We start from the raw sequence: 13,588 nt of genomic DNA on the forward strand, positions 1-13,588 counted from the left end.
TCCTTTCAATCTTATTTCTCTCGACGCGACGCCAATAATATGATAAATTCACAGAAAATATCGCCATTTATCATGGAGGTGCACAATGTTCAGATTTATCGATGATGTTGCTGGTGCGATCTATGACTTTTTCAGCTTAGCATTTCAAGGCTTTTGCTATTTTCTGGCGGGAATGCTCATCGTCGGGGTGCCTTTGTACTTAATTGCTCAGTTTTTTTTGCTTCTGCAAACATTTTGACGGACTCTGGATCGGAAGGTGAAGGATATGCTGCGGGCCTTTAGGACCGGCAAACACCTCACCGCGATCAATAAAACCGACTTTCCTGTAAAGCTGGATAGCAGGGTGATTTTTTTGATTCACCCCGAGGACAACCTCATTCACCTCAGGAAAATGCGTATGCATAAAACCTGGAAGCAATTGAAGCCCCTTTGTTGCAAAGCCATTCCCTTGGCTATTTCTATCGATGGAAAAGAAGTGAACAGCCGCGCTCGTTCATTAGCAGTATATTGGGCACGCTTGGCATCGCCCTCGAGAGCAAAATAACCGACCACAGATTTATCGTGATTGATCAAAACATGCATCATATCCTCGGCCTGCGAAGCATCCTGTATCTTCACGAGCGGCAAAGTCGTAAACATGAGATTTTCTTCTGTTAAATGATAGTGAATGAGCTGCTCGCTATATCCGTTATTATACTCAACGAGTTGTACGGTGGAATGTACTGTATTTGTCATGAGGAGTCCCCCTCGTTGCTAGTGTAGAACCATTATAGCGGACGATAAGTCTCAGACAAAATATTTTATTTAAACGTTTAATGAAGAATGTAAACCCCTTAATTCACCAGCCTACATTTGCTATTTTACCCCCCTTAAGTCAAACGGCTCAGCTGCACATCATTGCATCGCTAGGTGTTTGATCACATCACAAAAAAAGAATCCATCTCTACTGTGGTTATTCCGAGTAACCAATAACAGAACGGATTCTTAGAGTGACTTCTCTTAAAAAACACCGCTGTCCTCATCAGACAAGGAGAGCAGTGTTTTTCTTGGTTCTCTTGACTATGAAACCAACACATCTCGTATCTTTTCACGCCTCCACATGATCACAAACATAGCCACGCTGATGGCCATCATAAGCCCATAGGAGACAGGCGCAAGCCACTGAGGATTGTACAAAGAAATAATGTCTGTGACAAGATAGGTCAGTCCAAACATCATCAATCCGGCTATCATTGGCGTTTGAATACCAATCAGGCTCACATAATTTTGCATCATGCTTGAAAACGACATCGCTAGCAAAGCGAACACACTGCCAAGGACGTACACTGCCATTGTCGCAACCGCAATATACTGGAAGAATGTCAGGTTATACCATGAATATCCTCCGATAAACCGGTGTACAGACACATCAAAAAAGATACTCGTACCATTCGTAGCATATATTCCATAATAGACGATGAACAACCCCGTCGTCACGATCAGAGATGATAGAAATCCCGCTGCTGCTTTCGTCTTAAAGAGGTGTCTTCCTTTTTTGGACGTATACTGTAATTCCGGCATATGCCTTAACCGATCGTAAAGGTATAGGGGTGAAACAACAATGACAACACTGATGACAAGCGCAATGGCTACATTCGTTATAAAATGTTTGTAGTTTTCAATCGCGGCTTCCGGATACACCTGATACAGCTCTTTTTCCTGAAGCTTTTTGAGCAGCACCTGCTGGCTTGGATTGGCACGATTGATGTCAGCCTCCAAGCTTTCCTCCTTTCCATCATGAAAATCCAGTAGCCGCTCGCGCTCTTGCAGCTCCCAAAATAAATCCACCTGTTCTTCAAACATGACCTGATTGATCAATTCGGTTTGTTCACGATTTTCCGGTCCTGCATTTTTGAAGTCTTCATACGAATCAAGTCCCGCATTGACAAAAGCTTCTCTCGACTGAAGATAGTCATCTGCTTCGGCCACTCTTCGTTCATATGCCTCTTTAAAGTCCGCCAATTCTTCGTCGTCGATTTCAGAACCATACTTTTCGACCATCTCCACACCAATCTGATGCGATTCAAGAGCTGACAGTCCACTGGGATAATTGTCGATATGAAACGAAATGAACAGAAAGTAGAGTGCTGCATTGACGACGATAAGCAACAATACCATTTTCCACGTCAATATTTTTTTGATTTCATTGAATATCAGTCTCATACAAATCTCCTTAAATGTCTTCATTCTTAAATACGTTGTACGAACAGATACATAACACACTCGTCAGAATAAGCCAGATCGTCACAGTGATCAGCTCATAATGCTGAAATATCGTCAAGCCATAACTGCCCATAAAAACAAATGTGGGTTCAGCAGGAGGGCAGATAAATTAAACATCGCCAGTAGCATGAAAATCGAAGGTCCAGGTATATTTCCTACCAAATAACCGAACAGGAAAAATAGGGCGAAAACGAAAAATGTCGCGTAGCTGTTTTTAATCAATACTGACATTCCAAAAGTCAATGCAGAAAATAGCAGCATACACAGAAAGACCAACCCAATACTCATAAAGAGGTAATTACCAAAGGAGAAGTCCCACCAAGACACGTATGGCAGCTTGTATTCCCAATTCAGCACACTGTTGATCGAACTTCCCCAGACATGAGCGTAATCGAACACGAGAAAATACGTCCCAAGCGTGACAATAAATAAGCTTACCGTAATCCCACTCGCGATGATAAGCGCTGCAAGCAGCTTATCTTTCATCAACCGTCGCCCTCTTTTAGTTGTATAAGTAACAAAATGCGTCCGATGCTCAAATTCGTAATTGGTGATGAGTGCAGTAGCAAGCACAATCAAAATGAGCGCTTCAAAAATCAACGAGCCGAATACCGTACGAAAGAGAAAGCTATGCATGCGGTACTCTCCTGCAAAAAACCACTCCTTGTGCTCACCCTTGTTGATGATCTCCGTATACCGTTCTGATAATTTCGTATATTCATCTTTGATCACCTGTGCTGCCTGACCGTTCAACTGGTATTTGAAAATTTCATCTTCAGCAATTCTGCTCCAATCCAATTGTTCATAACGTTCGATATTGCTTTGCGCTTGTTGAAAATACATTTCCTTGGCAAGGAGTTGGTTGATAAATGCCCAATCTGCCTCACTGTATCGTTGATCGTTCCTGATATCACGACGTTCTAAAAAAGCAAAAACATGATCAAATGTTTGGCCTGCCTCTGCACGGGTTATCCGATTCAGCTCTTCGGTATCCCTTTGCAAGCCACCCTGAAGCTGCGCTAAAGACGTACTTGTGATATTCACACCATATTGTTCGACCACAGCATTGACAGTCTCTGCCTCAGAACGATCTTGCGCCGCACTGATGATGAGAAACATGTTGTACGCAATAAAGATCGCCATGAGGGCGAGAAAGATAGGTGACTTGATCACTTTTTTACATTCATGCCAAATCACTCTCATAAGACGCCCGCTTTAACATCATCTCGATATTCATATAAAAACACATCTTCTAACGTAGGGACCTGTGGGGACCAATCGGGTTCTGCCACGCCCGTATGGATGAAACGCACCCGAAAGCGGTCACGCTCCTGTTTTTCTGCGACAATGACGTATTTCGCCCGAAAACCTGTCAGTTCATCGTGGCAAATTAACGTTTCATACACAGAGCCCTCTAACGATTCACAAATCTTGTCTACTGTGTTTTTATAATGAATACGTTTGTCTTTAATCATAATGATCTCATTTGCAATCGATTCAATATCGGAAACAATATGCGTTGAAATCAGGACGAGACGATCCCTTGCAAGCTCCGAAAGCAAATGCCGAAACCTAGCCCGTTCTTTTGGGTCCAAACCTGCAGTCGGCTCATCTAAAATGAGGATTTTCGGGTCATTTAACAAGGCTTGGGCAATGCCAACCCGTTGAATCATCCCACCGGAAAACTTCTTTATTTTCTTATCGGTGACGTCAGTTAAAGCGACTTTTTCCAAGATGTCAGGGATCAGTTGTGTTGCCTCACGCTTTGAAAGTCCTTTTAAAGCGGCTAAATAATGAAGATATTGCTTAGGCGAGTCATTTTTGTAATAGCCAAATTGCTGGGGCAGGTAGCCAAGTACATTCCGGTACGCTTCCCCCATAGAAAAGATGTCTTTTCCTTCATATAAAATGTCTCCTTCAGTCGGTGTGATCAACGTCGCCAGCATTTTAATAAAGGTCGTTTTTCCCGCGCCGTTTGGCGAGAGCAATCCGTAGACACCATGTCCGAATTCCACATTTAATTCTTTTAGCGCGCAAAAATCGCCATAATCTTTACGCACACCTTTCATCAATAACATCTCTACACCACTCCTTCTGCAGTTGAAAGTAATCGTAATCGGTTCAAATACAAGACGAAGCACCCAATGGCGCCACATAAAACCAAAGCATATACATATAATGGCAAGGCTAGCAAAACACTAACATAAAGAGGAGACACCCATGCTTTTAGGAACAAATGTCCTACAAACCATCCGCCGGTCACAATGATGGTCGCTACAAGCGCGTGTCTTTTCGTAAGTGCGTACAAAAACAGCACTGAGAATAGAAACAAACTTGTCATAGACAGCATAAAGGCTCGGAAAAACTGTATATCCGTCAAAGTCATGAGGACGAAGAGCATCACAATATTGAAGAGGATCGCCAGTATACTAAAAGAAAACATCCGAAAAGCAATCATTTGAAACACATTGTATTTACAAGTCATTTCGAGCTCATATGTCTCATTTACAATGAGCTGCGTATAGTTATACAGTGACAACACGATAAAAACAAATGGCGATAAGAGAAAGATGAACGCATAGATGTCCGTCTCCCCTCGAACAGTCATTGCCTGCACTAAAAATGAACCAGTAAGACACAACCCTATCAAAAGCAAGAACACCGATGTTAAACGGCCCAAAAACAGATACCTGAACCCAACCTGGTGATACATCGTCCACATCTGTGAAAGAAAAGAAGGTTGAGGAGTCATCCCTTTTGAAATAATATGTTCAATTTCTGTTCGCATTGTCTGCTCGTCGGGAATGGGAATGCGCAATTTCTCCTTAGTCATCATTGGCCTCCTTTAATGTTGCACGAATCCGGCGCAGCGCCGTATAATATTTTGTCTTTACAGTAGACTCAGGCATCGTTTCTAGTGCTGCGATCTCTTGAAAAGTGTACTCCCCAAATAATTTCAGACGAACGACCTGTTGCATATGAATGTCCATTTCATTGAGCAAATGATTGATCAGTGCCACATCCTCCTTATATTCAAGGGAAATTGTCATGTCTTTTTCCTCAACAATGTCTTCATCCTCTATTGGCGTCGTCAGCTGTCGATCGCGATAACTCCGGGAACGGTAATAATCGATCAGACGATGAGAAGCCAGCTTATACAACCACGTGCGAAACGACGCTTTATGAGCATCATAGTTTTTTAACGATTTCAACATGTTGATAAAGATTTCTTGTGTCAAATCACGAGACAACTCTTCATCTAACGTTTGCTTATATACGAAAGCAAACATTTCTTTGTAATATTTGGAGACAAGCCGATCGGCTGCGCGACGATCTCCTGATTTTTTAACTCGTTGAAGCCATTTCTGTTCACTATTCATAATTCACCCCGTGCTTGCTTGCTCTTCATCATCCTAACCATATATCCGTAAAGCATTTAAAAATAGTTTTAAAGAAGGCTACATTTTTTATGTGAAAATGATCATAAGAAAACCAGCCTCGACATCAAAGGCTGGTTCATTTCATCTGTTCACTTAAGATGATGCCGTTTCTTTCACCGGCTCAAGTTCTGCTTCTGGCTTATGTTGGACAAGTGCATGCTTCTCCCACACTCTGCTTTTCCAGCGGAAGAACATGAGGACAGCGCGCACCCACTCGTCCGCAGCAATGGCAAGCCAAACACCTGCTACACCTAAATCAAGGTGAAAGACGAAGAAATAACCTAAAGATAAGCTCATAAGTACGGTTGAAAAGGCACTGATGACGAGCGGAAATTTAGCATCCCCGGCAGCGCGCAGCGAATTAATAATAACGATGTTAATCGAACGACCCGTTTCTAAAATGAGGCCGAGCAAAAGGAGCTGTGCCCCTAATTCAATAACGTTCACATCTGTACTAAACAGCTTCATCAACGGCTCTCGGAACAACATGACAAGCACAACCGTCGCGAACGTAATACCTAAGCTCCACCTCACACTCCCCCATACTTGCTGGTATGCTTCACCTTTTTCATTCGCACCAACCAAACGGCCGACGATAATCGCTGTCCCCATCCCGACAGCAATGGCAAATAAATACGTAAACATCGAGATGTTCAAGGCATACTGGCGCGCCGCTAAGGCTTCTGTACCTAAAAACGTAACATAGTAAAGAAAGACGAGCTGACATCCTTGGTACATCACCTGTTCAAAAGCTGAAGGAAAGCCGATTTTGAAAATTTTCCCGATATATTCCTTTGAAAGCGTGATGTAGTACTGAAAACGAATGCGGTAGTGCACCACTTGATACAAAAGCCACACGAGGAAAATCAGCACGGCAAAGCGGCTGAACACTGTTGAAATCGCCGCTCCTTGCACGCCAAGCTCAGGAAAGCCAAACTTACCGTAAATTAAGGCGTAGTTTCCGACAACGTTTAAAACGTTCATTGCTAACGAAACGAACATCGCTTGCTGTGTAAAGCCGTGTACCCGAACGATCGCCACGATCGAGTTAATAATCGCCTGCAAGAAAATTCCCGCTCCGACAATCACTAAATATTGTTGCGCATAGACGGACACATCCCCATGCAAATTCATGACACCGAGGATATCACCAGCAAAGAAGAACAGCAGTGCGCTGATCATCAGACCGACGACTAAATTCAACGTCACCGCAAGCGCAGCAATCTTGGATGCCTCGATATAATTTCGAGCACCAAGGTATTGGGCAACGACAATCGCGGCCCCGTTACCAATCACTTCAAGAATTAAAATAGCAATATGCATATACTGGTTCGCCGCACCAACTCCAGCTACTGCATCATCCGATAGTTTACTTAACATAAAGGTATCAACAATACCCATCAACATAAATAAAAACACTTCAAGAAAAATTGGCCACGTTAAGTGGAAGAGATTTAGCTTTTCAACAGGCTCTTTCTTCACTCCAACAGCTGCCATAAGGATGTGTCCCCCTTTCATTCCATGCCATAAGTGACTGCGCGTGCGGTGCATCCTCAGGCATTTTTGTCATTTTCGCGCACGAAAGAACCCTTCAATAAATGAAGTTGAAGGGTTGACATTCAGTCCGCTGTTTATATTTAACTGCAGTCAATGATCGACGATCCTTGAGCCCAGCGTTTTCCTTGAACGAATGAGATCTATCATCCTGACAGCGATGTACTGTTATTTACGCGACTTAAAGCGGACAATTCCTATTGTGCCGGTATTCATATTGTCGCGCAGGTGCTCATGGCCGATGATCTCCTTAGCTATATTAAACTGATCTTCCACAGTGTGCAATCCTTTTAGCAATGGAATTTTTTTATTTTTTACCGTGCCATACAAAGTCGTCTCGACACCGAACGGATCATGCAACAATTCATTTTTTAGCAAAAGCAATCCCTCTCTTCTGAATCACACCTCTCAAGTAAAGCGCATCTCTCCCCACTCCACAGATCAAGGCCGAATCCCGGCGGCTAAGCCACGGCAAACCCAGAAAGTAAAGTCCCTTTTTCGGACTGACGCCCCTTTGATGCAGAGGACGGTGTTGTCGATCAAAAACACCATCAATGTCGATCCAATCATAGTGCGATTGATAGCCGGTCGCCCAAATGATTTGCTCAACCTTAATAGCAGACCCATCAGCAAAGGTGACGTGATCGTATTCCAGCGCCTGCGTTCGCGGCTTCATCTCGATTCTTCCTCCCTTAATGAACGCCTTAATTTCTCTGCCTATCAGCGGGTCTTGTAAAAAAGAAGCCAGTCGCGCTTGATAAGGAACGCTTAACAGTCCGAGCTTCTTTAACCACCCAATGGTGCTCAGTCCAAGAATCGTTTGTGGTAACGCACGTAGCGGGTGACCGACCGAAAGATAGACAGATGTCGTTGCTGCCAGTTCGACAGCGATTTGCGCACCTGAATTTCCTCCCCCGACAACGAGCACCGCGCCATCATTGAGTTGAGAAGGCCGCTGATACTCCCCAGAATGCCATTGTTTGATTCGTGTCTTGTTAATCCCTGGCATGTTTGGCACAAATGGGGTTTGAAAAGGCCCTGTCGAGACGACGACGTGCTGAGCATAGTACACTTCCCCCACCGAGGTCGTCACTACGTACCTTGCTCCGTCCGTCGTCAGCTGCCGCACCTCTGTATTTAACCGGACAGGAAGCATATATGTCTGGGCATAGTGGACGAGATACTCGGCGAATTCATCTTTAGTCGGAAAACCTTGCGGGTCTCCTTCCATCGCGAGACCAGGCAAAGCGCTATACCGCCGCGGCGTAAATAAAACGAGTGAATCATACCGCGTGCGCCATGTCTCGCCGAGCTGGCTCGATTGATCTAACAGGACAAAGGACAACCCTGTTTTCCACAGAGCTTGCCCCATCGCCAACCCAGCTTGCCCAGCCCCGATAACCACGACATCAAAAGTATGGCTCATCAGTAGAACTCCTTTTCCTATTAACATATGAACATTCATTCATATTTTGTTTTTGATATTATCTTAAATGGGGATTCTCCCGACGTCAAGAAAGGAATGATGATGATGAATCTTAATGAATTTCAACAATGGGTCAACGCCTATTATGAGAAACGCGGCTGGGCTGAACTTAACATTTTTACGCGCATCGGTTTTTTAGCAGAAGAAACTGGAGAAGTCGCCCGAGCCATTCGCGCCTTGGAAATTGGCCGGGACCGACCAGATGAAGCTGAAGGCACTCACGAAGAACGCAGACAGGAGCTCATGGAGGAACTTGGAGATGTTCTCGGAAATGTGATCATTATTGCCAATCGGTATGATATTTCCCTTGAAGACGTCTTTCGCCTTCACCGGCAAAAGCTCGATCAACGCTATGACAGGAATACCGGCGAGAAAAATCGTTGACCCCCTTTCCTTTACTTGTACCTCAGACCTTCCGATAAGTCTTCTATCGCTTCCCAATCTAGCACCTCGATGTTTGTTCTGTCTTTGGCGATCACTTTTTGGCTCAGCCATTTGTCCAACACTCGATTTAAATGCCTTGGGGTCGTCCCTAATAGTGCGGCGATGTCTTTTTGACTCGTCGCATACAGCTCTTTGCCAAAACGTTCATAGTGTCGTATCGAGCATAAATAGCTGGCGAGCCTCGTTTCGACAGAAGACAGCACATTGACACGTGAGGCGATCGTGCACGTGTTCAGCTTATATGTCACTTGCTTCAGCAGCTCTTGTAAAAAAGCCACTTGGTGAAACAACACACCTTCTACTTCACGCTTATGAATAAAAAGGACATCTGTCTCTTCGTCTGCCATGACTTGGGATTGAACGTCTAAACGCTGAACGAGTTCAAGATCCCCCATCACCGATCCCGCGTAACAAAACCGCAGTAAAAGGGCTTTTCCAGTCAGGACACTCGTCGTAATTCTCGTTCGCCCTGACACTTGGATATAAAGGCCATCTATCTCGTCTCCTTCAAACAGAAGCACTTCATTTTCTTTATACCGCCGCAACTCTATCGTCATATCAGTTGGGTGAAGCCAGCGGTGTAATTGATGTTGGTCTACATATTGGTTAAAGATTGCAGGATCTTGTATGATTTTCATAAAGTCACTCCCTTTCGGACACCTGTCCTATCCATCATAAGCGATTTCCCGTTATCATCAAAAGAGGGGGGATCAAGAATGACGTTTGTTTTTGATATCGATGGAACGATCTGCTTTCAAGGAAAACCACTGACGGCAGGAATCATAGAGGCTTTAGAACATTGCACTAAACAAGGACATAGAGTGATCTTTGCTTCAGCACGGCCTATTCGCGACCTCTTACCTGTGCTGCCAAAAAAGATGCATACGTATGAAATGGTTGGTGGGAATGGCGCATTTATTGCCAAGGATGGGCTCATTGAGACGCCTTATTTCTTTGACGAGCATACGGTCAAAACGATTCGCGCCCTCATTGGTCAGTATGAGTTGGCGTATTTGCTCGATAGCCACTGGGATTATTCTTACACTGGTAGCCACGAGCATCCTATTTACCGTAAGATCGATCCGCATAAGCTCGCCAATAATGTACCTCTGGAGAAGCTGAGTGAGATCGTGAAAATGGTGTTGTTCCCCGGTGCTTACGAAGATCAAATTCTCCCTGTGCTAAAAGAGCTTCCCGTACACGTCTATCAGCACGGAGAGGAACAAATCATCGACATCAGCCCACAAGGCGTCGACAAGTGGCAAGGCTTAAAAGCGCTCGGCGTCGAAAAGAACGGCTATATCGCCTTTGGCAACGACGCGAATGACATTTCGATGTTTACTCATGCGCGAGAAGGCGTCTGTGTCGGTGACCATGAGGCGTTGCGCGCCGTAGCGACCGTACACGTTTCATGTCATGAAGAAGCGGTTGTCGCGGCCATTTTGGAGCGAGCACATGCCTCTAAAGCGCTACGATAAGCGGTTTTCAGTAAAAGACCCACAAAAGGCAAGCCCTCTTGTGGGTTCGAAAATGTTCATTAATAATACAATGAAACGGTCTTATGGCATTTCGTGCATTTGGCATATTCATGAAATTCCTGAAAATGATGCTCGCACTGTTGTTGAATGTCTTTCAAACACTTTTCCAAATCGGCAAGACGACGCTTCGTTTCCCTCATTTCGTTTTCAATCCATTCAACCTTCACTAAAACCGCCCTCCTTATTGATAGATCGTGCCCCCTGATTTACGAAACTCTTCAGCCTTTTGCTGCATCCCTTTTTCGATCTCCTCTTTTGTAAACAGCTCATTGTCCTTCGCATAGTTGCGAATGTCTTGCGAGATACGCATGCTGCAAAATTTCGGTCCACACATCGAACAGAAATGCGCTGTTTTTGCGCCTTCAGCTGGTAACGTTTCGTCATGATATTCTAAAGCACGTTCTGGGTCTAATGATAAGTTAAATTGGTCTCTCCAACGGAATTCAAAGCGCGCTTTTGACAACGCATCGTCACGTTTTTGTGCTCCTGGATGCCCTTTCGCCAAATCAGCCGCATGCGCCGCAATTTTATACGTAATGACTCCGGTACGCACGTCGTCTCGATTGGGCAAGCCTAAATGCTCTTTCGGCGTCACATAACACAGCATCGCTGTACCATACCAGCCGATCATCGCCGCCCCAATCGCTGACGTAATGTGGTCGTATCCAGGGGCTACGTCCGTCGTCAGTGGGCCAAGCGTATAAAATGGGGCTTCCTCACACGTTTCCAACTGCTTGTCCATATTCTCCTTGATCAAATGCATCGGCACATGACCCGGCCCTTCAACCATCACTTGCACATCATGCTCCCAAGCGATTTTTGTCAGCTCCCCGAGCGTTTCCAACTCGGCAAACTGCGCTTCATCATTCGCATCGGCGATCGAGCCTGGTCGTAGTCCGTCGCCTAACGAAAAGGAAATATCGTACGCTCGCATAATTTCACAAATTTCTTCAAAGTGAGTGTAGAGGAAGTTTTCCTCATGATGGTACAAACACCATTGCGCCATAATGGAACCTCCACGAGAAACGATGCCGGTCATACGTTGCGCTGTCAACGGCACATACCTTAACAAAACACCCGCATGTATCGTAAAATAATCGACCCCTTGCTCGGCCTGCTCAATCAATGTGTCGCGATATACTTCCCACGTCAAATCTTCCGCTACCCCATTTACTTTTTCCAACGCTTGATAAATAGGCACCGTCCCGACTGGCACAGCAGCGTTTCGTATGATCCATTCGCGGGTCGTATGAATATCCTTGCCCGTCGACAAATCCATCATCGTATCCGCACCCCAGCGTGTCGCCCACGTCATCTTTTCCACTTCCTGCTCGATCGACGACGTCACCGCTGAATTGCCAATATTCGCGTTTATTTTTACATGGAAATTCCGCCCAATAATCATCGGTTCTGCCTCTGGATGGTTGACGTTGGCAGGAATGATCGCACGTCCTTTCGCGACTTCATCACGAACAAATTCAGGGTCCATATTTTCCCGAATGGCGATAAACTCCATTTCAGGTGTAACGATACCTTGCTTCGCATAATACAGCTGCGACACACTTTTTCCGTTTTTCGCTCGCAGCGGTTTTCGCTTTAACCCTGGAAATTGATTCTGCTGATAACGGGGGTCATGTTCATCCTTATATCCATTATCCTCAGGCTTTATTTCCCGACTCTCGTATTCCTCCACATCACCGCGCTCTTTGATCCACGCCGCTCGTAGCGGTGGAAGACCCTTTGTCAAATCAACCGAATAATTCGGGTCTGTGTAAGGTCCGCTCGTATCATACACGCGCAAAGGCGGATTCTCTTCGTCTCCAAACGATCCAGTGGTTGGACTTAAAGAGATTTCCCGCATTGGGACTTGAATATCTGGCCGTGCCCCTTCTACGTACACTTTTTGACTTCCCGAAAAATTCGACATAATGGAAATGTTCTCGCTTGCAAATTGCGTCATCAATCAATCTCTCCTTTTGTAATGTTAAGAATTAGAGAGATCATGCCAAGTCATACACGCCAACCACATAAAAAACCGGGTCCAAAGTTTGTTCTTGGACCCGGCATCATATGTACAAAAATATCGTGTGTAATCATTATGACTGCTCTAACTTCCCTCCGCTGGCATGATCCAGATCAGGTCCAAAGAGTCAAGAAACCTCAGCGCGTTTCTTTCTCAGCCCAGCTCATTGGGCCCCCCTAGTTAACTTTATTCAGTTTGATTCCCAGTATATATGAATATTAGAAAAAATCCAATTATTTTTGAACATTTCCTTTCCTTTCAACGTTTTATGAGGATGCATTCAGTTTGAGTGCTGCATCTTACAAGCCTATTTCCAAAATCATCGCTATTTTCAATTGCCCTTGCATCGCCATCATGGTATTCTTTCCTCTAAATCATTTACCGGAAGGATTTGACAATGAAAAAACACGCCGCTTCCTCATTGGTCGTGCTACTCCTGTTGTTTATGGTTTTACCTGCCAAAGGCGCATATACCGCACCTGTACCTGAAGAATTTACTGGTCAAATCATTTCAAAAGAAGTCACCAACGAAAAAACGGTCGTTCATCGCATCGAAGGTAACTTAAAGATTGTGGAAACGTATTATCACACACCTCAGCAATTCAGCGACCGTCACCCAGCACAATACGCAAAATGGCTTGAGCGCTCACGAAAAAAAGTAGAAGATACATTGTCTCACAACGATCGAAGCGCTCGTTCTCTCCCGATAGATCAGCGTCATTTTGTAGGTACCCACCGGCTCATGATTCGATTAATTATACAGCGGAAATAGAAAATCACAGTGCGCAAACTGTCAAATTTCAAACACCACATGCAAGCACCTCATTCACAAGCGGTTCAT

At 44.7% G+C, this 13,588-nt stretch carries 17 protein-coding genes and 1 riboswitch; of the genes, 4 read left to right on the plus strand and 13 right to left on the minus strand.

All coding sequences use genetic code 11. From position 1 onward, the window contains the following. Positions 1-85: 85 nt before the first annotated feature. The gene (locus G4V62_RS16150; protein WP_165204076.1) at positions 86-238 is read left to right on the plus strand and encodes a hypothetical protein; all 153 of its coding nucleotides are present in this window, start codon (positions 86-88) and stop codon (positions 236-238) included. On the opposite strand, the gene G4V62_RS20895 is transcribed toward G4V62_RS16150, so the two are convergent. The 10 genes from G4V62_RS20895 to G4V62_RS16200 form a co-directional block, all read right to left on the minus strand. Then, positions 200-466: a GNAT family N-acetyltransferase gene (locus tag G4V62_RS20895; protein ID WP_165204129.1), complete on the minus strand. Its 267-nt coding sequence runs from the start codon at positions 464-466 to the stop codon at positions 200-202. The genes G4V62_RS16150 and G4V62_RS20895 overlap by 39 nt on opposite strands. Next, positions 379-735 (minus strand): hypothetical protein, encoded by a 357-nt coding sequence (locus tag G4V62_RS16160; protein WP_165204079.1) that lies wholly within the window; start codon positions 733-735, stop codon positions 379-381. The genes G4V62_RS20895 and G4V62_RS16160 overlap by 88 nt, the downstream gene beginning before the upstream one ends. Positions 736-1,059: 324 nt before the next feature. Further along, a complete protein-coding gene (locus tag G4V62_RS16165) occupies positions 1,060-2,202 on the minus strand; it encodes a hypothetical protein (protein WP_165204082.1) in 1,143 nt (380 codons plus the stop codon). Positions 2,203-2,316: 114 nt separating this feature from the next. After that, positions 2,317-3,465, minus strand: a complete 1,149-nt coding sequence (locus G4V62_RS16170) for a hypothetical protein (protein ID WP_165204085.1) — start codon at positions 3,463-3,465, stop codon at positions 2,317-2,319. Then, positions 3,462-4,340: an ABC transporter ATP-binding protein gene (locus G4V62_RS16175; RefSeq protein ID WP_165204088.1), complete on the minus strand. Its 879-nt coding sequence runs from the start codon at positions 4,338-4,340 to the stop codon at positions 3,462-3,464. The genes G4V62_RS16170 and G4V62_RS16175 overlap by 4 nt, the downstream gene beginning before the upstream one ends. A gap of 2 nt (positions 4,341-4,342) precedes the next feature. Beyond that, positions 4,343-5,095, minus strand: coding sequence for a hypothetical protein (locus G4V62_RS16180; RefSeq protein WP_165204091.1), 753 nt, complete (start codon positions 5,093-5,095; stop codon positions 4,343-4,345). Next, on the minus strand, positions 5,088-5,642 hold the full coding sequence (locus G4V62_RS16185) for an RNA polymerase sigma factor (protein ID WP_165204094.1): 555 nt from the start codon (positions 5,640-5,642) through the stop codon (positions 5,088-5,090). Before G4V62_RS16185 ends, G4V62_RS16180 begins: the two co-directional genes overlap by 8 nt. 153 nt (positions 5,643-5,795) lie before the next feature. After that, positions 5,796-7,199, minus strand: a complete 1,404-nt coding sequence (locus tag G4V62_RS16190) for an MATE family efflux transporter (protein ID WP_165204097.1) — start codon at positions 7,197-7,199, stop codon at positions 5,796-5,798. Between the two features lie 225 nt (positions 7,200-7,424). Next, positions 7,425-7,634, minus strand: a complete 210-nt coding sequence (locus G4V62_RS16195; protein WP_165204100.1) for a hypothetical protein — start codon at positions 7,632-7,634, stop codon at positions 7,425-7,427. Beyond that, a complete protein-coding gene (locus G4V62_RS16200) occupies positions 7,621-8,682 on the minus strand; it encodes a flavin-containing monooxygenase (RefSeq protein WP_165204103.1) in 1,062 nt (353 codons plus the stop codon). Before G4V62_RS16200 ends, G4V62_RS16195 begins: the two co-directional genes overlap by 14 nt. A gap of 105 nt (positions 8,683-8,787) precedes the next feature. Between G4V62_RS16200 and G4V62_RS16205 the strand changes: the two genes are divergently transcribed. Next, positions 8,788-9,126 (plus strand): MazG nucleotide pyrophosphohydrolase domain-containing protein, encoded by a 339-nt coding sequence (locus tag G4V62_RS16205; RefSeq protein WP_165204105.1) that lies wholly within the window; start codon positions 8,788-8,790, stop codon positions 9,124-9,126. A gap of 11 nt (positions 9,127-9,137) precedes the next feature. Here the strand turns inward: G4V62_RS16205 and G4V62_RS16210 are convergent, their stop codons facing one another. Next, the gene (locus tag G4V62_RS16210; RefSeq protein ID WP_165204108.1) at positions 9,138-9,824 is read right to left on the minus strand and encodes a Crp/Fnr family transcriptional regulator; all 687 of its coding nucleotides are present in this window, start codon (positions 9,822-9,824) and stop codon (positions 9,138-9,140) included. 78 nt (positions 9,825-9,902) lie between these two features. Between G4V62_RS16210 and G4V62_RS16215 the strand changes: the two genes are divergently transcribed. Beyond that, the gene (locus G4V62_RS16215; RefSeq protein WP_165204111.1) at positions 9,903-10,664 is read left to right on the plus strand and encodes an HAD-IIB family hydrolase; all 762 of its coding nucleotides are present in this window, start codon (positions 9,903-9,905) and stop codon (positions 10,662-10,664) included. Positions 10,665-10,723: 59 nt separating this feature from the next. Here G4V62_RS16215 and G4V62_RS16220 read toward each other — a convergent pair whose 3' ends face one another. Both G4V62_RS16220 and thiC read right to left on the minus strand, forming a co-directional pair. Beyond that, positions 10,724-10,891 carry a serine protease gene (locus G4V62_RS16220; RefSeq protein ID WP_165204114.1) on the minus strand — a complete coding sequence of 56 codons (168 nt, stop codon included), beginning with the start codon at positions 10,889-10,891 and terminating at the stop codon, positions 10,724-10,726. 14 nt (positions 10,892-10,905) lie between these two features. Beyond that, positions 10,906-12,684 (minus strand): phosphomethylpyrimidine synthase ThiC, encoded by a 1,779-nt coding sequence (gene thiC / locus G4V62_RS16225; protein ID WP_165204117.1) that lies wholly within the window; start codon positions 12,682-12,684, stop codon positions 10,906-10,908. 136 nt (positions 12,685-12,820) lie between these two features. After that, positions 12,821-12,935: riboswitch (TPP riboswitch) on the minus strand. A gap of 209 nt (positions 12,936-13,144) precedes the next feature. Here thiC and G4V62_RS16230 point away from each other — a divergent pair. Beyond that, complete coding sequence (locus G4V62_RS16230; RefSeq protein WP_165204120.1) at positions 13,145-13,519, plus strand: hypothetical protein; 375 nt, start codon at positions 13,145-13,147, stop codon at positions 13,517-13,519. Positions 13,520-13,588 lie beyond the last annotated feature (69 nt).

Source organism: Litoribacterium kuwaitense, assembly GCF_011058155.1.
GTDB lineage: Bacteria > Bacillota > Bacilli > Bacillales > DSM-28697 > Litoribacterium > Litoribacterium kuwaitense.